Genomic DNA, 24,750 nt, shown 5'->3' on the forward strand with positions numbered 1-24,750 from the left:
GCGATACACTCCACTCGTGAAACCCTTCACTCTCAGCGCAACTCTCCTCCTCACCACCCTCGCGCACCCGCAACAAACCCCGCCCGACACCATCTACCTCCACGGCAACATCCTGACCGGAGCCCACCTCCACCCCGATGATCCCTCCCCCACCCCAGCCAAAGTCCGGGCCCTCGCCATCGCGAACGGAAAAATCCTCGCCGTCGGCCCCGACGCAACCATCCTCAAACTAAAAGGTCCAAAAACCAAAATCATCGACCTGCACGGCGCCTTCGCAATGCCCGGCTTCAACGACGCCCACACCCACATGGCCTCCGCAGGCCAGCAGCAACTCTCCATCAACCTCGACGGAGTCAAATCCCTGGCCGAGATGCAGCAACGCATCCGCATCTACGCCGCCAAGGCCAAACCCGGCTTCTGGCTCCAGGGCGGCGGCTGGGACCACACCCTCTGGCCCGGCGCCAAACTTCCCACCCGAGAGGACATCGACCCGGTCACCGCCGGCCACCCGTGCATCCTCAGCCGAGTAGACGGCCACATGGCCCTCGCCAACTCCGCCGCCCTCGCTACCGCCAATATCACAGCCGGCACCCCGCACCCCGGCGGCGCCAAAATCGACCGCGACTCCGCCGGCAACCCCACCGGAATCCTCCGCGAACCCGCCGCCTACGACCTGGTCTTGAGCAAAATTCCTTCACTCGGCCCCGAAGAGCGCACCAAAGCCCTCAATATAGCTATCAACGACGCCCTCGCCCACGGCGTCACCAGCGTCCAGGACAACTCCGAATGGGAGGACTTCCTCGCCCTCGAAGAGCTCGAGGATGCGCACAAACTCCACCTCCGCTTCGCCGAGTGGATGCCCTTCGACAAACCCCTGACGGTCCTCAAAGAGCGCCGCGCCAGCCACCCAGCCGACGATCCGCTCCTCCACCTCACCATGCTCAAGGGCTTTATGGACGGCTCTCTCGGCTCCCGCACCGCCGCCATGGACGAACCCTACTCCGACGACCCCCACAACTCCGGCCTCCCCCGCTACCAACAGGACAAGCTGACCCAGCTAGCCTCCGAGCGCGCCGCCGCAGGCTTCCAACTCGGATTCCACGCCATCGGCGACCGCGCAAACGACATGGCCCTCAACGCCTTCGGTGCCGCCGATCAGGTCGCCAACCTGCCCCCTCACCCCCACAGCCCCAACAGTCCCGACGCCCACATCGTCACCACCCCACCCCCATCCACCCCCACCCCCGCCGCCCTCCGCTTTCGCGTAGAACACGCCCAGGTCCTGCTTCCTGATGACTTCGCGCGCTTCGCCAGTGAAGGCGTCATCGCCTCCATGCAACCTTCCCACCTCCTCACCGACATGAAGTGGGCGACCGACCGCCTCGGCTCCGAGCGCGCCAGATACGCCTACGCCTGGAGGAGCTTCCTCGACCACAACGTCACCCTGGCCTTCGGTACCGACTACCCTGTGGAGTCCATCAACCCCTTCCGCGGCCTCTACGCCGCCATCACCCGCCAGAACGAGGCCGGTGACCAGACTTTTCAACCGCAAGAAAAAATCTCACTAAACGAAGCGATCTACGCCTACACTCAAGCCTCTGCCTTCGCAGAGTTCCGCGAACGCCAAAAGGGCCGTCTAGAACCCGGCTATCTCGCCGACCTCATCGTTCTCGATCGCGACATCACCACCGCCTCTCCCCAGCAACTCCTCCACACCACGGCCCTTCGTACCGTCGTGAACGGCGAAACCGTCTATACCTCGAATCGCACAGCCAAGCCCACGGCCAGGACAAACAACTAAGTTGCCCCGTCGACTAAGCCCCACCGCCCTGGCCTACCTCCTGCTGCTGGCGGTCGTCGTCATCTGGGGGGCGACCTTCGTACTAATTAAAGACGCTCTTCAAGACGCCTCGCCGCTCCTCTTCAATCTGCTAAGAATGGCTCTCGCCTTCGTTGCGCTGGTAATCATCAATCACCGTCAACTCGGCTCCATCAAACGCCAGAGTCTAATCTCCGGGCTCATCGTAGGCCTCTTCCTCGCAGCCGGATACCAATTCCAGACCGCGGGCCTCGCCCGCACGACCGCAGCGAAATCCGCCCTCATCACCGGCCTCGTAGTCGTCTTTGTCCCTCTGTTCACTATCTTCCCCACGCTTCGTCCTTCGGGAACACCACCTCCCCGCTGGACCAGCGCCCTTGGCGCCATCCTCGCCTTCTCCGGTCTCCTCCTCCTCACAACACCCGCAGGTACCTCCTGGCAAAACCTATTCAGCACCGTAGGCCTGGGAGACATCCTTACACTGTTCTGCGCAGTAGCCTTCGCCGCCCATCTGTTGTCCTTGGCCCATGTCTCGAAAGCCATCCCAACGGCCCACCTTGCCACTCTCCAGATCGGGTCGGCTGCACTACTGATGACGATCACCCTCCCTTTAGGAGGAAGACCGCATCTAACGCTCACGCCCCGTCTTTTCGTGGCACTCGCCATCACCAGTATTCTGGCCACAGCTGTGGCCTTCACCATCCAAAGCTGGGCTCAGCAGTATCTCCCCCCCACCCACACCGCTATCCTCCTCAGCTTGGAACCAGTCTTCGCTTGCATCACCTCGTTCCTGGTTCTGCATGAACACCTTGGCCGCCGCTCGCTTTTTGGAGCTGCCCTCATCCTCATCGGAATCGTCACAATCGAGCTTTTTCCCTCCGACGCGCCAATCCCCATGTATCCGATCTGAACTCGACGAAGACTTTCGTCTTTTTTTTGCGTCTAAATGGAGAGTGAAACCCGCCCCGACTCGTACAAAACGATAGCCTAGAGCAGCGACTATACTTAAACTTCATGCCGCGCACGCCGTTCGGCGCACAGTAACACTTAACACTGAGGTCAAGATCTACTAATGGACATACAGAAGAACACTTCCTCCACTTTGCTCGACCGCATCCGCGCACATCGCCTCACCACGACTTTCACCCTCCTTGCGACTTTATCGATCGGCATCCTGGCGGGTTCCATTCTTACGCGCAACGTAAGCGGTAAAGAGCAGTCCGAGGTGAACTCCACTGACGCGAAGCCTCTCATCATCCCCTCTCCAGTAGCGCTTTCCAACGGCTTTTCTCAGATCGTCAAACAAGTAGGACCAGCCGTCGTCAATATCAACACCGAGGAGCTACCAAAGCCACAGAACAGCAAACGCAAACGCGGCGGACAGCGTCTACCTCAGCCCAGTGATCCAAACAGTGACGACGACAGCCAGCAGTCCCCCGGCGACATGCAGGACTTCTTTAACCGCTTCTTCGGTGGGCAGGGTGGAGACGATGGCGACGGTGGCGCCGCCGGGGAACGTCGCGCTCTCGGATCTGGCTTTATCGTGGATTCGCGCGGCTACATCATCACCAACAACCACGTCGTCGACAAAGCCGACAAGATCTACGTGAAGCTCTCCACCGATCCTGACGGTGGTCCCGGCGATGAAGGACGTCCCGCCACAGTGATCGGCGTCGACAAAGACACCGACATTGCCGTCATCAAGATCGATACTAAGGAGCCTCTCCCTACCGTCAAACTCGGCAACTCCGACGGCGCACAGGTCGGTGACTGGGTGCTCGCCATCGGCAGCCCATTCGCCCTCTCTAAAACGGTCACGGCTGGCATTATCTCCGCCAAAAATCGCAGCATTGATGAGCCCAGTCCCAATGGCGTCTCCCAAACCCAATTCCAGCGCTTCATCCAGACTGACGCCGCGATCAATCCAGGCAACTCTGGGGGCCCGCTAGTCGACATGGCTGGTCAGGTCGTTGGAATGAACACGGCCATCTACACCCAGTCGATGGGCTCTCAAGGCGTTGGATTCGCAATGCCCGCCAACATCATCGCAAACGTCTACAACATGCTAATCGGTCCGGAACATAAGGTGGTTCGCGGCTCCATCGGCATTCAGTTCCAGGTCGCGCAATCCTCCGCTGTCAACCGCGTATATGGCTTCGCAAGCGGCGTGATCGTCGGTGTCGTCACACCGAACGGAGGCGCAGCAAAGGCTGGCATTCAGGCAGGTGACGTTATCGTCTCTATTGACGGTCGCAACATCAAGGATGGCGACGATCTGGTCAACGATATCTCTGCTCGCCATGTTGGCTCGACCGTAAAGCTCGGCTACCTCCGCGACGGCAAGGAGAATAGCGCCAACGTCGTTATCGGAGATCGTGCCAAGACATACGCGGATATCACTGGTCAGCCGGATGACACCTCTACTCCTCAGGAAACCGATGCAGGAGAAGGCAAACTCGGCATCACCGTATCGGCAATTCCCGCGTCGTTGTCCGCTAAGGTCGGCATCAAAGGCGGAGTCATTGTTACGAACGTGCGGCCTGGTTCTTTTGCCGACGAGATCGGACTTGGCAAAGGAACGATCATAACCGCCATCAATCGCAAACCGGTAACAGACGAGGCCAGTTATCGAGCCATCGTTTCCACTCTGAAATCCAAAGACGACGTTGTCTTTGTCATTCAGTCTGCAACCCAGAAAAACCTCAACTCCTACGTAGGTGGCACGCTGCCGTAGAAAGCGAAGATGAGAAGGAGTGACTGGGTCAGTCTCAACAGCACTCCTTCTTTTCTTGAGACGACTAAGCGGCTAACCCACCCAAAAGATGTATCCTCGCATGTCAACCTTTTTGTTGCCACGCACGTTACTAACGGGATACTCTACCTTTAACATTGACGGCAGATCCTGCACTCTCTGTCCGATATTCAACCCAAGGCAATGGTTTCACTATGCGGTTCGGCAAACTGATCCTAACCTCGACGTTTTTCCTCGCAGCCGCGATGCCAAGCCTGGCATTCACTCACGCGCGACGCGGACCCACATCCCCCAGGTTATCGAATAAACACTCCAAATCAGCAACAAAGCCAGCAGGCCAGCGGGGCATTGATGACGCACGAGCAACTCAGATTCAGGCGTCGCTCATCAAGTCAGGTTATCTCTCCGGCGAGGCCTCAGGCCACTGGGACTCCCAGACCGAATCGGCCATGCAGAAGTTCCAGGAAGATAATGGCTGGCAGACAAAGCTGATTCCCGATTCCAGAGCGATCATCAAGCTTGGTCTCGGCCCCGAGCAGGATTCCAAGATGAGCGCTGGCACATCCTCCGCAATGGCCGCGCCTTCCATGTTGCCAGCTCCAGGCTTCATGCAACGATAGGCATTTCCTGCGCACAAAAGAGGGCCAAACGGCCCTCTTTTTATTTCGATGAGATCAGAATTCCGCCGTTTCTACTGGACCCGGATGGTAAAGATATGGTCTTTCACATCTTCGTGCGACACGGGCAAACTGCCCGTCTTCCCCACGGTGCCACTCTCTAGCCACATCCTCAACCAATAGTCCTGATGAACTCTAACCAGGCGAGCAGCAACCGGCTGTTTCTGCTCCAGCACTGCCGTAATTCGCGCCGCCATGGAATCCTTGTCTTCAGCTGTCTCCAGCTTTGCTTCAACTCCTTCACAAGCAAGAAACTTGCTTCGGGCAGCCACAAACTGAGCACCCTCCACAACTCCACTCTCAGCCTTCAACTCTGTCATCTGTTCCATCGCAAGTGCCAAAGAAGCATCCAGCCTATCCGCAAACCCAAGATACAGAATTCGCGAGCCCGCGACCCGCAGAGGCAGTAAACCGAACTTCTCAATAAATATTCTTGGCATCACCAGAGCCATTGACTCTGGTGAAAATCCTTCGGTCGTCAGCACCGGACAGCCCCACTGCATGCTCAACCCACGGGTGATCTGCTCAGCCTCCACGCCGCACTCACTCAAAAGCCATTCTCCAATCTTGCCAGTCCCGCGCTCTCGCTGCGCCGCCAACGCCTTTTGGAGCTGCGGATGTGTAATCCATCCCTGCGCCAGCATGAGCAAGCCGAGCGGTACTCTATGCCGGTACGGAGACTGAGCTACGGACGTTCCTCCCTCGCTAAGTTCACGGCGCACCGCAGCCCGAACCATTGCAAGCACACAACGTCCGCTGCATCCCCACTGTCCTTCGAAGATCGGCCTTCGCCGATTTCGCCACGGCATCGTCCAACCACTCTCACACTCTAAGTTTCCACAGACCCTTCGCTGCAATGTTTTTTCCTGAAGAGACGGAAACCCATATCCCGTAAATCCTCCCAACTCGTTCGACGGCCTGTACTCATCCTCCTGCCAGGCCACTCCATTTCCTACCCTCAAGGCGCTCGGCATCAGTGCGCTCACCCTCATAGCTCCCGTTTTCTTCGTTAGAAAAGGCATCGAATGCTCTCCAGTCTTAGTTGCGGCGTCGCCACCTCGGTAATGCGCAGAGCAAAGTTGCCACTGACAACGACTACCTCACCCCGAGCCACAATCCTGTCACCCACTATCAAGTCGACCGGCTCTGATACGTGGCGGTCCAACTCCACTACATCCCCCGGTCCCAACTGCAACACCTCCCGCAACGGCATATCGCGTGAACCGAACTGCAGGGTCGCATCCAGTTCAATGTCACACAACAATCCGATCCCTGGATCAATTCCGGCTATCTCATCCGAGCCAATCACCTTGTCCATAACCCGTTCCCTCCTAGTTCACACTCATGGTTTCGACCACGCCCTGAGTCTCCAAGGCGTCGTTTAGGATTTCGTCGTTGATATCGCCCTCTAACTGAGCCCCGCGATGCTCACCAGTCCGCACCGGGTGCGCTTTCCCAAGCTGCAGACCACCAACGCGCAGCTCCGAGATCGAGTGTTTCGCTAACGGAAGACGCAAAACCCTGCCCGGCTCCAAGGCCGCCAATTCACTCGCCTTTAGACGCATTGATGGAAACTGCAGTGCGGTGCCGAACTTTACCTCAGCCAACAGCTCGCGCATCCTTGCCTGCGCCTCCTTCGATCGTCTCTTCGGACGGTCACCCTCAGAGATCAACCGTCGTAGAATCGCATTCAAGACAACTGCCGGCAGGCAGATGTTCATCGCCCCCTGAGCCTCAGGCATGCGCGCCTCAAAACTGACACACAGCGTCTTTTCTCCAGAGGTCAACAACCGGGCCACCGCTGCGTCAGTCTCCCGCTTCTCAAAGACAAACTCCAACCCGACCGACTGCCATGCCAGGTTCAACTCCTTCACAGTCATCTGCACGACTGAAGTCAGAATTGCATCTTCAATATCCGTCAACTCCCGCGCCGGCCACGCCCGCCCCACCCCACCAAGCAATACATCAACAATGGGCGACGCCAGCGCCAGCTCCAGTTCCAGTAACCCAACCGCACCAAGTGGCTCCAGCCGAATCGAACAGATGTAATTCGGGGATGAAAGCCGCTCCAGAAATTCGCTGAAGGGAAGTTGCTCACCCGCTACCAGCTTCATCTTGAATGGAGTCCTCAGCCAAGCGCCCAAGGTATGCATCAGATTCCTTGCAAACAAATCGTTTACCGAACTGATCGCGCGCATCTGATCGTTACTAATCTGACCCGCACTGCTAAAGTCATACTGCTCCAGGGGCACCTCAACCTCAGCGCCCTCTATTTGCTCAGCATTCGCAGCCCCGGCTGCCGCAAACAGTGCATCGATATCTCCCTGCCCAAGCTGCTTTCCCATGCATTCCTTTCTCTGGTTAGAGATCTCTCACGACAACTCAATCAGAGCGTCACCGTGCTCCAGACTTCCGTTTTGAAGCCTTAGCCTTCACCACCCCGACAGAATCCCCCGGCCGCAGACTCGCAAGAGACGCCCTCAGTCGCAACACTGCCGAGGAATGAATCTGCGAGACCCGCGACTCCACTACGCCCAAAGTCAGTCCAATCTCTTTCATCGTCAACTCTTCGTAGTAGTAAAGCGTCAACACCATTCGCTCTTTCTCCGGAAGCTCGTCGATCGCATCCGCCAGTCGCTGCTTCATCTCGCCCTTCAAGCAACGGAACAACGGATCATCCTCTGGTGCTCCAGGCACGTAAGCAAGCTCTTCGTCGCCCGAGTCCTCTGAGCGTTCCATGTGGAGACTGCCGATCTCAAGCCCCTTCAAATCACCCAGCAGCGACTGATACTCCGCCAGAGTCAGTTCCATCTCACGGGCAATCTCCTGCTCAGACGGCGCTCGTCCTACCCGCTGCGTCACCGCACGAATCGCCTCTTCGACTGCCCTTCCCTTACGTCGCAACTCTCTTGGGCTCCAGTCCAGAGTTCGCAGCGAATCAAGGATCGCCCCACGAATCCTGAACTGCGCATAGCTTTTGAACTGCACCTTCTTCTTATGATCAAACTTCGAGAAAGCATCGATCAACCCAACTACCCCCGCCGAAACCAAATCATCCAACTCCACATGCTGCGGCAGCCGCTCGTGGATACGTCGCGCCAGGTAGCGCACCGTTGGCAGGTGCTCCATCAACAGCATGTCCCGCTCGGTTGCACTGCTGCTCTCCGCCGCAGCCAGCTCCTCTGCGGTGAACGGAGCGAATATAGCCGTCTCCTTCAGGCCCGCCATCTCATCAAACTCTGTAGCCTCCAGCGAAGCCCATTGCGCTCCGGAGAGCTTTCCTTTTGACGTCCTTTGTCCCATCTGTACCGGAATCGAACTCCCTGTGTTCATACTTCCTCCATTCCTGATCTGCCCCGAACCGTCCTGCCGTCTCTCTTCAGCCCATCTCTAACCAACCGTGCCAATGCTCCGTACCCGAATCTCAGGAGGGATCTCTCCTGGCGCCAGCACCGTCACCTTTGGCAGAAACGGCTCCAGCCAACGTCGCACGTGATAACGGGCTGGACTCGGACATAGAAGCACGGGGAGTGCCGAGGTGGCCGCTCCTCCGGTTAGGCGTTTCACAGATTCCACCAGCCGCTTCAAAAAGTCCGAACGCATACCCGCCGGTCGTGTTCCGTCACCCAGCAGCAACCCGGCGCCCAGCGGATCAAAAGTCTGCTGCAGCTCGTTCTCAAGTTCGGGCTCCAGCACCAGCACCTTCAGGCCGCCCTCCCCATCCAGCAGCGAATGCACCAGCCCTCTCCCCAGCGACTGCCGCACACTCTCCACCAGGTGCACCACGTTCTTCGATTGCTGCGCCGCTTCCACTAGAACCTCGAGGATCGCCCCCAGATCGCGAATAGAAACCTGCTCCCGCAATAATTGCTGCAACACGCGCTGGACCTCGCCCAGCGTCATCAGCTTCGGCACCAGCTCTTCCACCAGCTTGGGATGACTGTCATTCAAGCTATCCAGCAGACGCTTCACCTCATGCCGACCAAGCAGCTCATGGGCATGCCTCCGAATCAACTCTCCAAGGTGTGTTCCAATCACGGTTGTCTGGTCCACTACCGAATAACCTGCAGCCAGAGCCTGCTCCTCCAGCCCAGGCTGAATCCACCGGGCCTGCACGCCAAACGCCGGCTCCTTCGTCTCCACGCCAGGCAGCACCCTCGCCTTTGGATCCGCGTTTACAGCCAGCAGCCAGTTCTGTTCGGTCTGCCAACGCGCAATCTCAATCCCGCGGAGACTCACGACATACTCACGAGGCTTCAGCCGTAGGTTGTCCGTGATATGAATCGGCGGAACGATAAACCCAAGCTCGGTCGCCAGGTGTCTCCGCAGCGCACGAACGCGATTGAGCATCTGTCCACCCTGCTTCTCGTCCACCATGGGAATCAGCTGGAATCCGATCTCCAACGTCAGCTCATCCATCTTCAGCAACGAGGCCAGATTCTCACCCTTCGCTGCGTCCGCCGCCTTCGCCTTATCGCCCTTCGCAGCAACTCCGGAGGTCTCCTCCGCCAACAGTAAAGAAGCGTCCTTCGCCGCGGGAAGCCGCCGCGCAATCAATCCAACGCCAACTGCCAGCAACACAAACGACAGCTTCGGCAATCCGGGAATCAGAGCCAATCCAAGCAGCACACCGCAAGCGATCCAGAGCGTATTGCGTCCCCGCAACAGTTGCGTGCCCAGCTCTTCATCGAGCGACCCCGCAGACGAAGCCCGCGTCAACACCATGCCGCCAGCAATCGAAACCAGTAGACTTGGAATCATCGTGACCAGACCATCCCCGACTGTGAGGATGGTGTAGGTCTTCACCGCAGTAGCCAGATCCGTGCCATGCTGCAACACACCGATCAACAACCCAGCCACGATATTGATCGCCGTGATCAAAATCGTCGCCAGCGAATCTCGCTGATTGAACTTCGCCGCGCCATCCATCGCGCCGTAGAACTCAGCCTCGCGCGCGATGGTCTGTCTCCGCTTCCTCGCTCCTTGCTCGTCGATCAAGCCCGCATTCATATCCGCGTCGATCGCCATCTGCTTACCCGGCAGAGCATCGAGAGTAAATCGCGCCGTGACCTCAGCCGTTCTCACCGCACCATGGCTCACCACAAGAAACTGAATCGCGATCAGCGCAAGAAACAGAACCAGCCCGACCACATAATTCCCGCCCACAACAAACTGCCCGAACGCTTCAATCACCGCACCGGCAGCATGCGTTCCCTCCTGTCCGTGCAGCAGGATCCTACGGCTCGAAGCCAGATTCAACGACAGTCGAAACAGCGTCAGCAGCAAAAGCAGCGTCGGAAACACCGAGAAATCGACCGCCCGCCGCACCTGCACCGCTGTCAAAAACACAATCACCGACGCCGTAATGGAGGCTGCCAGCAAAATATCCAGCACCACACTCGGCACCGGAATAATCATGACGAACACCATGCTGATAGCTGCCACCGGCAACATCAGCGTCTGTAGCTTCGCCATCTGAAAACCACTACTCTTCTTTATCGCTGCTTCACTCACATCCCACCTCCGAAACCACGCATTCCAACCATTCCCGTCGCTCCCACATTGCCTCTTCCATCGAACAGCCGGCTCGCCAGCTGGGCTTTCTGCTCTCTCTCTTTCGCCTGACGATCCCGACGCACACGCTCCTCTACCTTCTGCCGATAGAGAAAAGCCAGAATCCCCGCGACCGCCGCATACAGATCAAACGGGATCGATTGCCCCGGCTCGACCATCTTGTACAGGCTCCGCGCCAGCGGCGGATTCTCAATAATCGGAACCCCAGCCCATCGCGCCTCTTCACGAATCTCCGCGGCCAGCAGATCGCGCCCCTTGGCGAGCACCGTAGGCGCCGACATCGTCTCGAAGCTGAACTCCAGAGCGACCGCATAGTGCGTGGGATTTGTAATCACCACGCTCGCACGAGACATATCCGCCTTCACCTTGCGCTTGCGCATCGCTCGCTGTGCCTGACGGATCTTCGCCTTGATCTGCGGATTGCCCATCGCATCGCGCATCTCTTCGCGCAGCTCCTGCTTGCTCATCTTCAGCCGCTGATTCCAGCTCCTCCACTCGATCGCATAATCGAGCGCAGACCACATCAGCGTCACCCACGCGGCATCGAGCGCCAACCCGTAAGCCGCAGAAAACGTTGCAGGCAGTCGCAGCAGACTCATCACAGGCATCGGAATCATCAACGCCTTCAGAGCGCCCCAGCCCAGCACGACCATGACCGCTGCTGGGACCAACGACTTCACCAGTCGCGTCGTCGACCGCAAACTGAACAGGTTTCCCAAGTTCGTAACCGGATTCAGCTTTGAAAACTTGAATTCCACTGCACTCGGATAGATCTGCACCCCACCGCTCTGTGCCACTCCCGACACCAGCGCCCCGGCAAAGCTTGCCGCCATGACGAACCCCACAGGCATAAGTGCGGGCACGAGAATCCGGCGCACAGCCACATTGAAAAGTTGCTCTCCGCTCTGTCCATTCAAGCCGCTCACATTTGTCGTAGCAGAGCGGAGACTCTCCTGGTACACCTTGCCCCAATCAGCCACAAACCCATTCGACATCGCACCGAGCATCATGATGCCGCCAAGCATTGCCATCGCCGAGAGCAACTCACGGCTGTGAACGCTATCGCCCTTCTCTTTCGCTTTCTTCTTTCGTAATGGTGTAGCCTGCTCTGTGCCTTTATCTGCCATCTGGCCCTCTGAAGCAGCAACAACCCACCGACACGATCTCGTGTCCCCACAAAATCTCAGACGCCGCCGACTGTCCGGCTTCACTCGCCATCGCCAATCTCATGCCCGCACCAACAGTTTTGCCGCAGCATCCAACAGCGCCGTGAAGTGTCGCTCAATCCATCCAGGCCACACGGCCAGGCTCGCTATCAACACCACGTACGACACCATCGTCTTAGCCGGTACGCTGATCACCAGCGAAGGCAACTGAGGCGACAATCGTGCCACCAGCGCAACCGTCACCTCTACGGCCAACGCAGCCGCCATCACCGGAGCAGCCAACTGCACTCCTGCCAGAAAGATCCCACCCCCCATCATGGCCAGCGCCACTCCGGTCTTCGCCAGCATCACCGCCTGCCCTACCGGCACAGCAGAAAAACTCCTCACCACCGCGGCCAACAAGCTACGATCCAATCCCGAGCCGATGATCACGAGCACACCCAGCCAGCTCAGCATCTGCCCCAACACCGCCGTCTCAATCATTGAATTCGGGTCCAGGAGATTCACCAGGGAAAAGCTGAACTGCAACCCCAGCAGGGTCCCAGCAAAAGTCAGCGCCTCGTTCAACAGCATCAGCGAAAGTCCAAACAGCAGACCCACGCTCAACTCGCCCAGCAACGCCCTCCCGTCAAGCACCGCTCGCGCCCCCGGCACCGTCGCTACCGCAGGCGCCAATAGAATCGTCATCGCAAACACAAACCCGGCTTTGATCCGCGGGGCAATTGCCGACGAAGAGAAGACCGGAGCGAACACCATCAGCCCGCTCAGCCGCACCATCACCAGCACCGCTGCCGTCAGATACTGAGGCCAATTCTCCAGCAATCCACTCACTTCGTGACTCATTGCGCCTCTATCCCAGGTACTTGTGAAAATCAGTGAACAGACGCACCGTGAAACCAACGAGCCGATGCACCATCCATGGCAGTACCGCCACTGTGATCACAAAGACCACCACCAACCTCGGAACTGCCGTCAGCGTCTGCTCCTGCACACTGGTAAGGGTTTGCAGCAAACTCACTGCAAGACTGACCAGGGCTGCCGCCACCAACAGAGGTGCGCTCAAGAGCATGGCCTCAATCAACAGTCGCCGCATAATCTCTACAGTCTGATCCGGTCCCATTCCTGCTCCGATCGCTACGTACTCGCCGCCCTAAAAACTCTTAATCAGCTGGTCTGCCAACAGACTCCATCCGTCGATCATCACGAACAGCAGTATCTTCAACGGTGTCGAAATCACGACCGGCGGCAACTGCATCATGCCGATCGAGGTCGTAATACTTGCCACAACTAAATCCACCAGCAGAAACGGCAGAAACAAGATCGCGCCAATCTGAAACCCTGCCTTCAGCTCGCTCAGAATGTATGCCGGAACTACCACCTGAATCGGCAGATCCTCCCTTTTGTTCGGCCGCACAGCCATCCCCGCCGACGCAAACACAGCGAGATCCTTCTCCCGCGAATAGCGGAGCATGTATCTCTTTACAGGTGCGACTCCAAGGTCCAGTGCCTGCTCTCCCGTGATCGTCCCCGCGCTGTACGGAGCGACCGCCGTCTGCTCTACCTCCAGCAGAACTGGCTGCATTAGGAACCACGTCATCATCAACGCGAGCCCCATCAAAATCTGGTTCGACGGAGCAGTCTGCGTCCCCAGTGCCTGCCGTAAAAAATGAAAGACCACGAGCAGTCGCACCATCGGGGTCATCGACAGTAACAACGCCGGCAGCAGGGTCAACAGCGTCAGCCCAACGACGATCGACCACGGAACACTCTTGTTCCCTGCCAGCTCAGATGCGATCGAATTGTTTTTCTTAGCCCCTGCAGTCGGAATGTTCTCGCCCGCCCCGACCCCATGCGTCTTACCGACTTTGCTGCTCTTTGACGTAGCCTGACCGTGAGCGGCGATGGAGCTTCCCGCCGGTTTCTTAACCCAGAATGACTCCGGCGCCATCACCGCTGCGACCATCATCCTGCTCTCAGCCCGCGCATACGCCAAGGGCAAAGTCGTCGCCAACACCGCCAGCGCTAGCACCAATCGGCGAAGTGCCGTCCTCACCGACATGTGTCATCCATCCTGTCCGCCATCAAGTTCGCAGAAGACTCAGCCCTCAGTCGAACAATCGTCTCCACGCTCTCGAAGCTGCCACCAACCAGAAAACTCTCCCCCGCGCACGTCACCAGCATCAGCTGCCGTTTCCCTCCAAGCGGCAGTGTCTCCACCAGCTGGAGCTGTTTCTTCTGAGAGACTCGCGGCTCGCGCCAACTCTGCGCCAGACCTAACACCCATCCCGCAAGTCCCTGGACCTCGGACACCGCGGCGTCGTTCAAATTTAGTGGTCTCACACCTTGCATAAACCGCATCTCAGCTCCTCGCACAAAACACTTTGTCAACTTTCCATGCAGTTCTGCACCTACCCCAGACGCGTCAACCGAAGTCCCAGCCGCTGATCCACGACCTCAAACTCACTCCAACCCAACTGCACCTGACCGACCATGAGCGGCACATCTTCGGTCTCAGACGAACCACTTTCGAACACCTGGCCTACCTTCAGCGTCAGCACGTCGCGCACCCTGAACCGATTCAAAGGCACTCCAACCCGCATCGTGATCCGCAGCTGCGACAGCGTATCCCACGATGGATGTTCTTCAATCCGCGTCATCCACGGAGTACCAGGCGCCGTCTTCATCAGATCCAGACTCTTCGCCCCAACACTCCCCACACCAGTCACCGCAAGCTCTGTCCCCGTCATCATCTCTCCCTGTCCGCTCGTCTTTTCTGCGAGTCAAATCTCGTGTTAGCGCTGAACCAGAAAGTCGGTGAAAAACACGTCCATCACCTTCAGATCAGCGTTATGCTCGGCCAACGCAGTCTTCAACTCTGTCTTCAACTCTTCTTTGCCATCAACGGCCAATAGACGGTCCGCAGTCTGTTGCCCAAGCACCGTCAACATCGTGTCGCGCACCGAGGCGACGGCATCACTGTTCTCCTTGCCATCTTTGGGCTTTTCTTCTTTGGGCTTCGCGTCTTTACCTTCTGCGGCATCTGCCACACGCAAAGTCATAGCGATCCGGAGGTACGAGCTCCCGCCTGCATCTGCGAGGTTCACCAGTAACGGATCCAGCACCATGGCATGGGTCGCGGCCGGGGCTGCAGCTTCCGCCCTGTGTGCTGCCCCTTCTCGTCCAGGAAGCCGACCACTCCGCACCAGGTAGTACACAACGCCGCCAACACCCAACGTGGCGACGACAATTCCCAACACCACGGCAATCAATAAAGGAATGAGTGGAAACTTAGCCGCCACCGGAGCTGCCGCCGCAGCAGGAGGGGAATCCGGAGGAACCGTAGAAGACGCGCCAGCAAGAACTGTAGGTGAAGTAGCCATGATGCCTGAATAGATTGCAAGCGGGTGGCCAGTTCAGAGTCTGCGAACATTAGCGAATTTTCAGGTTGCGCCGTGAGGCTCGCTCTAAAAGAGGAAAGAACAGCCGAGGCGGCCAGCCGGTAGGACCGATCTTCCAGTCCCGCACCCGCTAAGCCGCCTCAACGTGCTTCAGAAGATCTTACCGAACCATCGCAATCACATCCTGCGAGATCGTATCGAAGGTAGTTACCGTCTTCGAATTGGCCTCGAACGCCCTCTGCGCAACAATCAGATTAGAAAATTCTGTTGAGATATTGACATTGGACTGCTCGAGCGTACTGTCATCCACCACGCCGCGACCACCGGTTCCCGCCACTCCGGCAACGAACTGCCCTGAGGCCTCGGTCGTCTGGAAGTTATTGCCTCCCACAGAGACCAGTCCCTGCTCGTTGGCAACGTTCGCCACCGCAACCTGGCCGATCGTCTGCGAATTGCCGTTGCTGAACTTGGCCTCGATCACGCCACTTGGATCCACGGTGAATCCCGTGTAGTTACCACTTGTAAATCCATCCTGAGGAGTCGCGCCATTGCTGTTAGCGGAGGCTAGCTGCGTGAGCAGAGGACTTGTTCCCCCTCCGTTTAGATTCCAGTTGAAGGTCAGATCACTGGCCCCATCGGCCATCGTGGGAAAGCTGATTCCGCTGATTGCTCCAGTTGGTGAAGTCAGATTTCCGCTCGAATCAAAGGTAAGTGTTCCGGTAGTGTTTACCGGCGTTCCAGTCGCATCGCCGGCGGGCAGTGCAATAGAGTAGCTCCAGGTGTTTGTAGCGGTTTTGTCGTAGGTAATCGTGACCTGATGGCTCTGGCCGAGCGAGTCAAACACCTCTACCGGCGTCGTAAACGTAGTTCCAACTGTCGCGCCCGAGTTCAGGTTCGCGGTCACCGATATATTCTGTGTTGCCTGAGCTCCTTCGGTCGCGCCCACCGGAAGTGTGATCGGCGCGGGATTGGTGTTCGTGTTCACTACGCCGTTCGTCGCCGGGTAACCCAATACAAACTGACCATCCTGCGTCGTCAAACTGCCGCTGTTGCCTACAGTAAAGTTTCCTGCCCTGGTTAGCGACTGCTGGCCATTTTGTTCCACGATGAAAAAGCCGTTGCCGTCCAGAGCCATATCGCTCGTATTCCCATTGGCATCCGGCAAAAGCGTTCCCTCGCTAAAATCAGTCGAGGTCGAACCGACCTTGGTTCCTGATCCCACTTGGATCGGATCACCCGCACCGGACTCTCCGAGCTGTTGATGAAAGAGATCTTCGAACGAAGTCGTCTGACCCTTATAAGCCGTCGTGTTTAGGTTTGCCAGATTGTTTCCAATCGTATTCAACGCCGTCGTGTCAGCCTCAAGCCCTGACAGTGCAATCGAAAAATTTCCCATCTTTCTTCTCCCTGTTCTTTTTTTGGTTGTAGTTCGGTTGACCGCGCGAACCCACGGTAAATGGGCGCTACGGGCTGTTCATTTGCGTCTTAGCTCGCCGTCGAGCCGCCCCATATCGCATTCTGTCCCGAAATCGACTGCAAACCCAACGCAGTGTTTGCGCTCGTAGCTGCAGCCACTGCATCCGAGCTCGCCCCGGAACCGGAGCTGGAACCAGAGCCCGAACTAGGAGCTGACACTGCACCGTCAAGAGTGGTAATTCCCTGATTAATCGAGATCAACTGTTCAAGGCTGTTAACCTGCGCCAGCTGCGTAATGTATTGATTTGGGTCCGTCGGCTGTGTAGGATCCTGGTTCTGGAGCTCACTCACCAGCAACGTCAGAAAATCATCCGACGTAATATCCGATGGATCGCTCGCTGCACTGCTGCTAGCTGACCCGCTGTTAGATGTTCCGTTGGTCGATGACGCCTTCGGCGTCGCATGTACCGCCGCCTGCTTCGGAGCTAGTGCCGAAGCCACTGTTCCTGCCGACGACGCTCCCGATGTTACAAACGAATTCAGTGGTGACCAATCCATCCTTCTATCTCCTCATCTCACGTAGTTGTTGAAATTTGATCTGCACGTTACGCCCTAACGCTCAACCAGCTTCCACCGCCTTCATAGACGATCAGCGGTAGCGTCCCATCCTCTCCAACTCCCCGCAATTCTTGATGGCTCGAGACATCCTCTGGGGCCTCCGTGGCCGCATTCACAGAACCGTGTCGTTGCTCTCCTCCTTCGTGACTTCCCTGCGGCGTTTGTCCACTCGCTCCACTCTCTGCTCCCGCCGAGTAACCTCGCGAGTCAGCTCCTGTGCCCGCCGTTGGATGAACAACAACCGAATTCACCGCAACCTTCTCCGCCTGTAGATACGCCGTCAGCGAGGGCAGCTCCCGATGCAGCATCTCCTGGCTCGCCGGCGACGCCGCCGACACCGAAGCATTGACCACACCTCCGTCTGTCATCTCGGCCCGAACCTTCAACCACCCGTGTGTCCCATCAGGAATCCCAACCTCAAGGGCCGTTGGAGTCGCCGACAAGGTTCGTGGCATTGGTTCCAGAGACCGCGCTATCGCACCTGAACCATCCTGCTCTCTGAATCCAGTAGTCAGTCCCGATGTCTGCGCGCGAGACTCTCCGTTTGGCAACTTCACTAAACCTGTTACGCCAGAAGGCACAGCCGAATTCGTAACTTCGCTCCCTGAAACCACTGAATGAATCGAGGTCACGAGAGACTCGCCTGCAGTGCGTCCCTTACCATCGCCATCCCCGGTTTGATTCCCCGCTACTGCCGATGACTTCTCCGCTCTCACATCAATGTTTGCTGTTCCGGCCGGGTCTGCTGAAGCCGCAGGTATCGTCTCAATATTCGACGCGGGAGTTTTCGTGCTCTGCACAAGGTTTTTGTGACTCGAGCCATCTGCAGCTGGGGTCGTCCCCGCAGTCGCCGTCGTGTTGCTCGCAGTCGCACCAACGAGGGCCGCTCCATCTGCAGCCCCAGAACTCACAGCGATATGTGAAGCGGTCGGGGCGACGATCAGCGCGACATACGCCTCTGTCTGACCAGACAACGGAGCGGGAACCTGGATCACAACGCCATGTGCAGGCTTAGCCTCATCTGTCATCACATGAACTGCAGTTGTGCCACCCTTCGAAGCAACCGCTGCGGTTGCATCACTCCCTTGCGTTTTGATTGTCTTCTTGGCGGTGGCACTCTCCAGCGCAGTGCCTGTCGCCCTAATTCCCTTCGAAGTCACAAACGTCTCAAGGCTGGGTGTCAGAATCTGATTCTCGTCCCTCTGCCCCTCCGTGGGATTTACCTCTCCAGTCTGTGTGCTTGACGCCGCGGCAATGGGCAGCCCCGTTCGCGTCTCCCCTGGGATCTCTTCCGTGTTCCCGGACAGCTTAGCAACTTGCGTTCCTGAATCTTCCGTCTCCCCAAGATCCTGCGGCTTCACGACAGCCACAGTCTGCGAGGGACTACTCTTGCCGGCTGCGATCTGTTTGCTAGCACCTCCCTTTGAAGTCACCTGGCCCGCAAACGACTTTGCCTTCCCCCCAGCCGTCAACTCAGGCACGTCAATCAAATTCTTCGTGACCAACTCCGACTTGGAAGTACTCCCCTCGTGCAGTGTTCCAGCGACAGATCCCTTCTCCACTAGCGCCGCAGAGCCTCCTACTGCAGCCTCCAGATTCCACGCGTTTGTACCAGCCGTCACCTCTGCTTTTGCACTCCGCAACTCAGGCGGCGCTCCTGCAGCAGGATCCTCACCCACCGTCTCCGAAGGGATACCCACGCGAGCATCAAGAGCTTGCGCAAAAGTGGGCTCCTCTGACTTATCTACCTCCTGGGCAACCGGGCGCTTCGTACTCTGTTCCGCGCCCATCGACATCAGAATCGCTGTACTCATCATCTCTGTCCCTCGTCCATCTCGTGCAGCCGATGCAATTGCAATCCACAGACCAAACCCATCCCGAAACTATTAGGAAGCCTTCATCTGCTCCTTGTCCTCCAGCATCTCTGTCGCGTCGGTCCATCGCCTCCGCGACAGGAAGAGATCATCGGAGGTTGATTGCGCCCTTCGGCCCTCTTCCATCGCAGTTCGTCTTTCCATCTCCTCGAAGACTCGTTTCATCTGTTCTTTTTTCAAGCGGCTCGCGACATACTGCTCTCTGGCTGCATCGCTCAGCTCTTGGCGCTCCAGGCGAATCTTCGCCAATCTCTGTGTCCGCCACCCTGCAGTCTCCTGCTGGGTTTCGGAGATCATCCAACCGGCGCGATCTCCGACCGAAAGCGCTTCACGGCCATTAGCACGCGCCTCCTGTGCGACACTCTGCTCCATCTCAATCGTCTGCTGTGCCTCATGAACCGCGATTGTGATCCTTTGCAGTTCGGTCGAATGCATCTGCTCGACAGCAGCGTACAAATTCATCAATCGTTGCAAGGTCTCCAGCCGTGTCAACATTCTTTTAAATCTCCATTCCGTTTAGCCGTGCCACACTGTCCTGCATCGTCACACGCTCATCGCTTCTCTGTTCAAGAAACTGACGCAACATAGGCATCGCCCGCATCGCCCGGTCAAGATCTTCATCGGTCCCCGCTTTGTAGGCTCCAATGCGAATCAAATCCTCTGACCGCGCATAAGCCGCCAGCAGTCTCCGCACTGTAGAGGCTTGCGCCCGATGCTCCGGCACCGTGACCGCAGGCATCAACCGGCTCAGCGAATCCAGGACATTCACCGGTGGATACCATCCGCTCGCGGCCATCGACCGAGACAACACCACATGCCCATCCAGAATCGATCGCACCGCATCCACCACTGGATCCTGCTGATCGTCGCCTTCCATCAGTACCGTATAAAAAGCCGTGATGCTCCCGTGGCGAAAGTTCCCCGCGCGTTCCACCAGCTTCGCCAGCTTTGCAAACACCGATGGCGTATATCCCTTGCTGGCTGGGGGCTCTCCCGCCGCAAGCCCCAACTCTCGCGCCGCCATCGCATATCGCGTCAACGAATCCAACACAAGTAAGACATGCTTCCCCCGTGCCGCATAAAACTCCGCCACCGAGGTCGCCGCCATCGCCGCTCGCATCCGCAGCAACGGACTCTGATCTGAAGTTGAAACCAACACCACCGATCGTTTGCGCCCCTCTTCGCCCAGCGAATCCTCGACAAACTCGCGCACCTCGCGCCCACGCTCACCCACCAATCCAACCACCGTAAGATCAGCAGCCGTATTCCGGGTCATCATTCCAATCAACGTGCTCTTCCCCACACCCGAGCCACCAAAGATCCCCACTCGCTGCCCACGCCCAACCGTCAGCATTCCGTCCAACACGCGAAGCCCAGTCTGCAAAGGCTCTCGGATCGGCTCGCGCTCCATTGGGTGCGGTATGGTCCCATCAAGAGGCCACATCGCTGCCGCCCGCGGTGTGGGCAGCCCGTCAAGCGGCGTCCCCAAAGCATCGACGATGCGCCCTTCCATCTCTGTCCCTACTGCGATCTGCGGCGTCACACCCATTGCGAGCACCGCATCTCCATAGCGAATTCCCTGCGTCTCTTTCAGAGGCATCGCCAGCACATGCCTGCCGCGAAATCCGATAACCTCCGCCCGATGTCTTTGACCCTCGCTGTCGACGATCTCGCAACACTCTCCCACTGAACACAAAGGGCCCTCGGCTTCAACCGTCTGCCCATTCGCCTCCACCACACGCCCGCTCCACCGCCAGGCTGGCCGATTCGCCAGCTGAGTCATGTAAACGCCCAGACGATTCGAACCCGTATCCACGGCGCCCTGAGTGTCACCTCTCATGCGGGCCTCTGCTGCAGCAGATCGAAGAAACCTCGTTCAATCTCTTCCAGCTGCGCCCTCACACCCAATTCCACTCGGCCAACGTTTGTTTCAAGTACGCATTCGCTGGTTCCCAGACGTTCATCTCCCACCAGCTTCAGAGCGGATTCTTGATTCTCTGCAAACGCATCCCGCCACCTCTCAACCTCGCTAGCTGGCACTCGCAGCACTACACTACTGTCCTTTGCAACCTTCTCGAGCGCCACTTTCACCACGCCAGCCAATAACAGCGGATCGAGTTTAGCCTCACGATGGAGCACTCGGGTCGCGATGGCTAGTGCCAACCGAACAATCTCACTCTCTACTCCGGCGAAGTATTTCGTTCGCTGTTGGCGAAACTCTTCTTCAACTCTTTGAAGCCGAGACCGCTCCTTCCCGATCGCCTCTTCAAGCTCCGCCTGCCATAGAAGACGAGCCTCAGCCGTCGCCTCACTCCGCGCGATCTCGACTCGGTCTGACATCTGCTCCGCCTGAGACTGCTGTGGGCCAACAAGCGCCTCTTTCTCCGGCAGAAGAGTCTCTGCACCGGCAATCTCGTTCTCCGACTCGCTATCAGCGACGAACGCTGGCCGATCCAACGGATAAAACTCAAGCCGCGATATGTTCTTCACACCCGGCTTCATGAGCCTCTCGGGCGATCGCACCGCGGCGCTGTCGTTGGCATCTGCACCTGCGCTCTCAGACGGCGAGATCATCTTCCACCTCCATCTTCAAGATCATCCGTCCCTCGCTTTCAAGCTGCCTCGCCAGAGCAAGCAACTCCTGCTGAGCCGCACTGACGTCTCTCATCCGAACCGGCCCCATCACCTCCATGTCCTCTTTCAACATCTCGACTGCACGTGAACTCATCGCCTTGAACAAGTGAGCCTTCACATTGTCCTTGCCGCCCTTCAGCGCAATCGCCAACGTCTTCTTGTCAACTTCGCCTACAAACTCGCGAATACTCTCGGCAGGCACCGTGCATAGGTCTTCGAACACAAACATCAGCTCGCGTATCCCGATAGCCACCTTCGGTTCGCTCTGTTCGATCTCCTCCAGTATCCCGCGACTCTCACCCTGATCCAGGCGGTTCAACAGCTCGGCGACTGCCTTGAAGCCCGAGTACGACTTCCTCCCGCTCGAACCCATCTTCTCCATTCGCTTATGCAGCGCCATCGCAACTGTCTGCGCCATCTCTGGCGAGAACTGCCGCATCTCCGCGAGGCGCCGCACCACATCCACCCGCATCGCACCCTGCAGATTCATCAGCACCGTAGAACCACGCTTCGCATCGAGATGTGCCAGTACCAGCGCGACAGTCTGAGAGTGTTCATTCTCGAGAAACTTGCTCAGATGTTGCGCATCCATGTTCTGCAACATCGCCATGTCGCCATTCGTACGTTCGCGAATCTTTTTTACCTGCAGCAGCAACTCTTCCGCCCGCGAAGCGCCGAATGCCTCCGTCAAAAGCTTCAGCGCATACTCTGGGCCGCCACGAACCATGTATTGCTGCGTTTCCAGCAGCCCGTAGAACTCGGTCAGCACCTGGGTCAACTGCGCTGCCGGAACATCTCCCAGCCGCGTAATCTCTTCCGTCACCCGGCGCACGTCGTTTTCCGAAAGACTCTGAAAGAGCGTCTTCGCCAGTTCGTCTCCGATCGCGACCATCAGGATTGCGGCCTTCCGCAGCCCCGAAATGTCGGCCGGCACAAATCCCGACTCCGGTGTCAACAGCAGCGGATTCTGCCGCATCGTCTCTGCACCTGAAAACTGCACTGCTGTCCCCATTACGATCTCTCCTCAGACGTCCCGATCCAGGCCTCGATCAACCGCGTGCTCTGCGCCGGCTCCCGGCGAATATGCTCCGACACCTGCTCAAAGATTCCCTGCTGCAACTGATAGGTTTTGTTTCTCGACCGCGGCATCTCTTCACCCGATTCCTCGGGCAACGGCAATAACTGTTCTCCCCCCGCGCCGATCACTCCGACTTCGCCACTCGCCGCCGGCAACATCATTGGCTCACGTAACGTCGCGGTCATCTGGCTCGCAACCGGCCGCAACACAAAGAGAACCACCAGCACACCGCATAGACCAATCACCGCCGTTCGGACGAGTCCCGGTTGCGTATGCAGCAATCCGCGCACCTCTTCCATCAGCCTGTCCATGGCCGGTGGCTTTACCTCAGGAGCATTCGTGCTGAAGCTCACGTTTTGCATCACCACCTGGTCGCCGCGCCGTGCATCATAGCCAACCGCAGCCTGCGCAAGCTCCTCCAGCCGATGCATCTCCTCCGCGCTGCGCGGCTTCCACACCACATGTTCCAGCTTGCCCGCACCCTCAGTCATACTCCGATCGTTCACCACCACCGCAGCCGACACACGACGCACTCGGCCCGGCCCCTGCTCCGTATGCACCAGATGTTTTGTAACTCCGTAGGTTCCATTTTCCTGATGAATGCTTTGCCCCTGCGCTCCATTCTGTTGCGGATACACCGGCAAAGCCTGAGCCTGCTTCTGCAGCAAGGGAGGAGTTCCAGGTGCGGCGGCCGCCTGCGATCCCGCCACTGCACCCTCGGCAGACGCACCAGGCGAATTGCTCGCCGTCCCCGGAACGCCCGAAGGCCCTCCCCGTCCGGTCGATACCTGTTCGCTCTTCTGCATACTCAATGTCGCCACTTCGGTCGGGTCATAGACCTCGTCTGTCCGCTCTTCGCTGCCCTCGTCATAACTCACGTTCACGGTGGCACGCACGTTGTCGCGCCCTGCCAGCGGCTCGAGCATCGCAACCAGCTTTGCCTCCATCGCCTGTTCCGCTTCAGCCTCAGCCGCGTTGCTAGAGCGTGGCTTGAAGTTCACTCGCCCATCCGCATCCACGAGCGTCACTTGATCCGTGCTCAGATTCTCCACCGATCCCGCTACCAAACTACGGATCGCATCCGCTTGCTCGGGATCAAGCGCATCCCGCTTCAGTTTCAACACTACCGAAGCCTTCGCCACCCTCTCTTCTGCGGTAAACAATGAAGGCTGCGGCAGCACCAGGTGCACACGGGCTGACTTGACCACGCCGAGTGTTCCTATCGTGTGCTCAAGCTCGCCCTCCAGAGCACGCTGATAGTTCACACGCTCATCGAACTCGCTACCCACCCAGTTCGGTTTATCGAACAGCTCAAAACCCAAACGCCCGGTCTGCGGCATCCCCTTCGCTGCTACCTCCATCCGAGCCTTATCCAACATATCCGCGGGCACCTGAACTCCAGCGCCATCCGCCGTCGTCTCGTACGGAATTCCCGCCGCTGCAAGCTCCTGCGAAACCTGCTGTACATCTTTCGCATCGAGCCCGTTGAAGAGAACACGCCAATCCGGCCGGCCCGCAAACCAAACCATCGCAGCGCACACCGCAGCCAGAAAAACCCCAGCCGCGATCAGCCAGGTTCTTTTCGCCGCCGGCATCGCCGTCAACCGCTCGCGCATCGCCGAGGCCATCGCCTGCGCCTTTTCAAGAGGAGTCCCGCCAGCCACACCGGCGCCGACCTGTCCCGCTCTTTGAATCCCCGCCCCGCCAACCTGTTCTGTCTCTGCCATCTCGCCCCAGCGTCTCT

At 58.1% G+C, this 24,750-nt stretch carries 24 protein-coding genes; 4 read left to right on the forward strand and 20 right to left on the reverse strand.

From position 1 onward, the window contains the following. Positions 1–16 precede the first annotated feature (16 nt). The 4 genes from HDF14_RS20990 to HDF14_RS21005 all read left to right on the forward strand — a co-directional run bounded on the left by HDF14_RS20990 (position 17) and on the right by HDF14_RS21005 (position 5,191). Entirely contained in the window at positions 17–1,801 is a 1,785-nt protein-coding gene (locus HDF14_RS20990; RefSeq protein ID WP_183980624.1) for an amidohydrolase, read from the forward strand. A gap of 1 nt (position 1,802) precedes the next feature. Beyond that, the gene (locus HDF14_RS20995; protein ID WP_183980626.1) at positions 1,803–2,729 is read left to right on the forward strand and encodes a DMT family transporter; all 927 of its coding nucleotides are present in this window, start codon (positions 1,803–1,805) and stop codon (positions 2,727–2,729) included. A 162-nt stretch (positions 2,730–2,891) separates the two neighbouring features. Beyond that, the gene (locus HDF14_RS21000; protein WP_183980628.1) at positions 2,892–4,553 is read left to right on the forward strand and encodes a trypsin-like peptidase domain-containing protein; all 1,662 of its coding nucleotides are present in this window, start codon (positions 2,892–2,894) and stop codon (positions 4,551–4,553) included. A 263-nt stretch (positions 4,554–4,816) separates the two neighbouring features. Continuing rightward, positions 4,817–5,191, forward strand: a complete 375-nt coding sequence (locus HDF14_RS21005; RefSeq protein ID WP_260698468.1) for a peptidoglycan-binding domain-containing protein — start codon at positions 4,817–4,819, stop codon at positions 5,189–5,191. Between the two features lie 71 nt (positions 5,192–5,262). On the opposite strand, the gene HDF14_RS21010 is transcribed toward HDF14_RS21005, so the two are convergent. The 20 genes from HDF14_RS21010 to fliF form a co-directional block, all read right to left on the reverse strand. After that, positions 5,263–6,270, reverse strand: a complete 1,008-nt coding sequence (locus tag HDF14_RS21010) for a hypothetical protein (RefSeq protein ID WP_183980632.1) — start codon at positions 6,268–6,270, stop codon at positions 5,263–5,265. After that, positions 6,258–6,566, reverse strand: coding sequence for a flagellar motor switch protein FliN (gene fliN / locus HDF14_RS21015; RefSeq protein ID WP_183980634.1), 309 nt, complete (start codon positions 6,564–6,566; stop codon positions 6,258–6,260). Before fliN ends, HDF14_RS21010 begins: the two co-directional genes overlap by 13 nt. Positions 6,567–6,579: 13 nt before the next feature. Next, positions 6,580–7,593, reverse strand: coding sequence for a flagellar motor switch protein FliM (locus HDF14_RS21020; protein WP_183980636.1), 1,014 nt, complete (start codon positions 7,591–7,593; stop codon positions 6,580–6,582). 49 nt (positions 7,594–7,642) lie between these two features. Then, the gene (locus HDF14_RS21025) at positions 7,643–8,581 is read right to left on the reverse strand and encodes a sigma-70 family RNA polymerase sigma factor (protein WP_183980638.1); all 939 of its coding nucleotides are present in this window, start codon (positions 8,579–8,581) and stop codon (positions 7,643–7,645) included. A 57-nt stretch (positions 8,582–8,638) separates the two neighbouring features. Beyond that, positions 8,639–10,723 (reverse strand): flagellar biosynthesis protein FlhA, encoded by a 2,085-nt coding sequence (gene flhA, locus HDF14_RS21030; RefSeq protein ID WP_183980921.1) that lies wholly within the window; start codon positions 10,721–10,723, stop codon positions 8,639–8,641. Between the two features lie 35 nt (positions 10,724–10,758). Continuing rightward, entirely contained in the window at positions 10,759–11,949 is a 1,191-nt protein-coding gene (locus HDF14_RS21035) for an EscU/YscU/HrcU family type III secretion system export apparatus switch protein (protein WP_183980640.1), read from the reverse strand. Between the two features lie 99 nt (positions 11,950–12,048). Further along, a complete protein-coding gene (locus tag HDF14_RS21040; protein ID WP_221304806.1) occupies positions 12,049–12,831 on the reverse strand; it encodes a flagellar biosynthetic protein FliR in 783 nt (260 codons plus the stop codon). 7 nt (positions 12,832–12,838) lie between these two features. Further along, positions 12,839–13,108 (reverse strand): flagellar biosynthetic protein FliQ, encoded by a 270-nt coding sequence (locus HDF14_RS21045; RefSeq protein ID WP_183980642.1) that lies wholly within the window; start codon positions 13,106–13,108, stop codon positions 12,839–12,841. A gap of 30 nt (positions 13,109–13,138) precedes the next feature. Continuing rightward, positions 13,139–14,047: a flagellar type III secretion system pore protein FliP gene (gene fliP, locus HDF14_RS21050; protein ID WP_260698469.1), complete on the reverse strand. Its 909-nt coding sequence runs from the start codon at positions 14,045–14,047 to the stop codon at positions 13,139–13,141. After that, positions 14,038–14,346, reverse strand: a complete 309-nt coding sequence (locus tag HDF14_RS21055; RefSeq protein WP_183980644.1) for a flagellar biosynthetic protein FliO — start codon at positions 14,344–14,346, stop codon at positions 14,038–14,040. The genes fliP and HDF14_RS21055 overlap by 10 nt, the downstream gene beginning before the upstream one ends. 50 nt (positions 14,347–14,396) lie before the next feature. Beyond that, positions 14,397–14,738 carry a FliM/FliN family flagellar motor C-terminal domain-containing protein gene (locus tag HDF14_RS21060; protein WP_183980646.1) on the reverse strand — a complete coding sequence of 114 codons (342 nt, stop codon included), beginning with the start codon at positions 14,736–14,738 and terminating at the stop codon, positions 14,397–14,399. 42 nt (positions 14,739–14,780) lie between these two features. Next, entirely contained in the window at positions 14,781–15,368 is a 588-nt protein-coding gene (locus HDF14_RS21065; RefSeq protein ID WP_183980648.1) for a flagellar basal body-associated FliL family protein, read from the reverse strand. A 178-nt stretch (positions 15,369–15,546) separates the two neighbouring features. After that, positions 15,547–16,782 carry a flagellar hook protein FlgE gene (locus tag HDF14_RS21070; protein WP_183980650.1) on the reverse strand — a complete coding sequence of 412 codons (1,236 nt, stop codon included), beginning with the start codon at positions 16,780–16,782 and terminating at the stop codon, positions 15,547–15,549. 89 nt (positions 16,783–16,871) lie between these two features. Then, positions 16,872–17,360: a flagellar hook capping FlgD N-terminal domain-containing protein gene (locus tag HDF14_RS21075; protein ID WP_183980652.1), complete on the reverse strand. Its 489-nt coding sequence runs from the start codon at positions 17,358–17,360 to the stop codon at positions 16,872–16,874. A gap of 47 nt (positions 17,361–17,407) precedes the next feature. Continuing rightward, positions 17,408–19,237: a hypothetical protein gene (locus tag HDF14_RS21080; protein WP_183980654.1), complete on the reverse strand. Its 1,830-nt coding sequence runs from the start codon at positions 19,235–19,237 to the stop codon at positions 17,408–17,410. Between the two features lie 69 nt (positions 19,238–19,306). Continuing rightward, a complete protein-coding gene (locus HDF14_RS21085; protein WP_183980656.1) occupies positions 19,307–19,756 on the reverse strand; it encodes a hypothetical protein in 450 nt (149 codons plus the stop codon). A gap of 37 nt (positions 19,757–19,793) precedes the next feature. After that, entirely contained in the window at positions 19,794–21,134 is a 1,341-nt protein-coding gene (locus HDF14_RS21090; RefSeq protein ID WP_406707254.1) for a FliI/YscN family ATPase, read from the reverse strand. Further along, complete coding sequence (locus HDF14_RS21095) at positions 21,131–21,868, reverse strand: FliH/SctL family protein (protein WP_183980658.1); 738 nt, start codon at positions 21,866–21,868, stop codon at positions 21,131–21,133. The genes HDF14_RS21090 and HDF14_RS21095 overlap by 4 nt, the downstream gene beginning before the upstream one ends. Then, positions 21,852–22,940: a flagellar motor switch protein FliG gene (gene fliG / locus HDF14_RS21100; RefSeq protein ID WP_183980660.1), complete on the reverse strand. Its 1,089-nt coding sequence runs from the start codon at positions 22,938–22,940 to the stop codon at positions 21,852–21,854. The genes HDF14_RS21095 and fliG overlap by 17 nt, the downstream gene beginning before the upstream one ends. Next, positions 22,940–24,733 (reverse strand): flagellar basal-body MS-ring/collar protein FliF, encoded by a 1,794-nt coding sequence (fliF, locus tag HDF14_RS21105; RefSeq protein ID WP_183980662.1) that lies wholly within the window; start codon positions 24,731–24,733, stop codon positions 22,940–22,942. The genes fliG and fliF overlap by 1 nt, the downstream gene beginning before the upstream one ends. Positions 24,734–24,750 lie beyond the last annotated feature (17 nt).

Source organism: Tunturiibacter gelidiferens (assembly GCF_014201335.1).
Classification (GTDB): domain Bacteria; phylum Acidobacteriota; class Terriglobia; order Terriglobales; family Acidobacteriaceae; genus Edaphobacter; species Edaphobacter lichenicola_E.

Bases quoted from the DNA above. Each gene is read 5' to 3' on its own strand.
- HDF14_RS21000 (WP_183980628.1), top strand. From the start codon at position 2,892: ATGGACATACAGAAGAACACTTCCTCCACTTTGCTCGACCGCATCCGC.
- HDF14_RS21005 (WP_260698468.1), top strand. From the start codon at position 4,817: ATGCCAAGCCTGGCATTCACTCACGCGCGACGCGGACCCACATCCCCC.
- HDF14_RS21010 (WP_183980632.1), bottom strand. From the start codon at position 6,270: ATGCCTTTTCTAACGAAGAAAACGGGAGCTATGAGGGTGAGCGCACTG.
- fliN (WP_183980634.1), bottom strand. From the start codon at position 6,566: ATGGACAAGGTGATTGGCTCGGATGAGATAGCCGGAATTGATCCAGGG.
- HDF14_RS21020 (WP_183980636.1), bottom strand. From the start codon at position 7,593: ATGGGAAAGCAGCTTGGGCAGGGAGATATCGATGCACTGTTTGCGGCA.
- HDF14_RS21025 (WP_183980638.1), bottom strand. From the start codon at position 8,581: ATGAACACAGGGAGTTCGATTCCGGTACAGATGGGACAAAGGACGTCA.
- flhA (WP_183980921.1), bottom strand. From the start codon at position 10,723: ATGGCGAAGCTACAGACGCTGATGTTGCCGGTGGCAGCTATCAGCATG.
- HDF14_RS21035 (WP_183980640.1), bottom strand. From the start codon at position 11,949: ATGGCAGATAAAGGCACAGAGCAGGCTACACCATTACGAAAGAAGAAA.
- HDF14_RS21040 (WP_221304806.1), bottom strand. From the start codon at position 12,831: ATGAGTCACGAAGTGAGTGGATTGCTGGAGAATTGGCCTCAGTATCTG.
- HDF14_RS21045 (WP_183980642.1), bottom strand. From the start codon at position 13,108: ATGGGACCGGATCAGACTGTAGAGATTATGCGGCGACTGTTGATTGAG.
- fliP (WP_260698469.1), bottom strand. From the start codon at position 14,047: ATGTCGGTGAGGACGGCACTTCGCCGATTGGTGCTAGCGCTGGCGGTG.
- HDF14_RS21055 (WP_183980644.1), bottom strand. From the start codon at position 14,346: ATGCGGTTTATGCAAGGTGTGAGACCACTAAATTTGAACGACGCCGCG.
- HDF14_RS21060 (WP_183980646.1), bottom strand. From the start codon at position 14,738: ATGATGACGGGGACAGAGCTTGCGGTGACTGGTGTGGGGAGTGTTGGG.
- HDF14_RS21065 (WP_183980648.1), bottom strand. From the start codon at position 15,368: ATGGCTACTTCACCTACAGTTCTTGCTGGCGCGTCTTCTACGGTTCCT.
- HDF14_RS21070 (WP_183980650.1), bottom strand. From the start codon at position 16,782: ATGGGAAATTTTTCGATTGCACTGTCAGGGCTTGAGGCTGACACGACG.
- HDF14_RS21075 (WP_183980652.1), bottom strand. From the start codon at position 17,360: ATGGATTGGTCACCACTGAATTCGTTTGTAACATCGGGAGCGTCGTCG.
- HDF14_RS21080 (WP_183980654.1), bottom strand. From the start codon at position 19,237: ATGATGAGTACAGCGATTCTGATGTCGATGGGCGCGGAACAGAGTACG.
- HDF14_RS21085 (WP_183980656.1), bottom strand. From the start codon at position 19,756: ATGAATTTGTACGCTGCTGTCGAGCAGATGCATTCGACCGAACTGCAA.
- HDF14_RS21090 (WP_406707254.1), bottom strand. From the start codon at position 21,134: ATGAGAGGTGACACTCAGGGCGCCGTGGATACGGGTTCGAATCGTCTG.
- HDF14_RS21095 (WP_183980658.1), bottom strand. From the start codon at position 21,868: ATGATCTCGCCGTCTGAGAGCGCAGGTGCAGATGCCAACGACAGCGCC.
- fliG (WP_183980660.1), bottom strand. From the start codon at position 22,940: ATGGGGACAGCAGTGCAGTTTTCAGGTGCAGAGACGATGCGGCAGAAT.
- fliF (WP_183980662.1), bottom strand. From the start codon at position 24,733: ATGGCAGAGACAGAACAGGTTGGCGGGGCGGGGATTCAAAGAGCGGGA.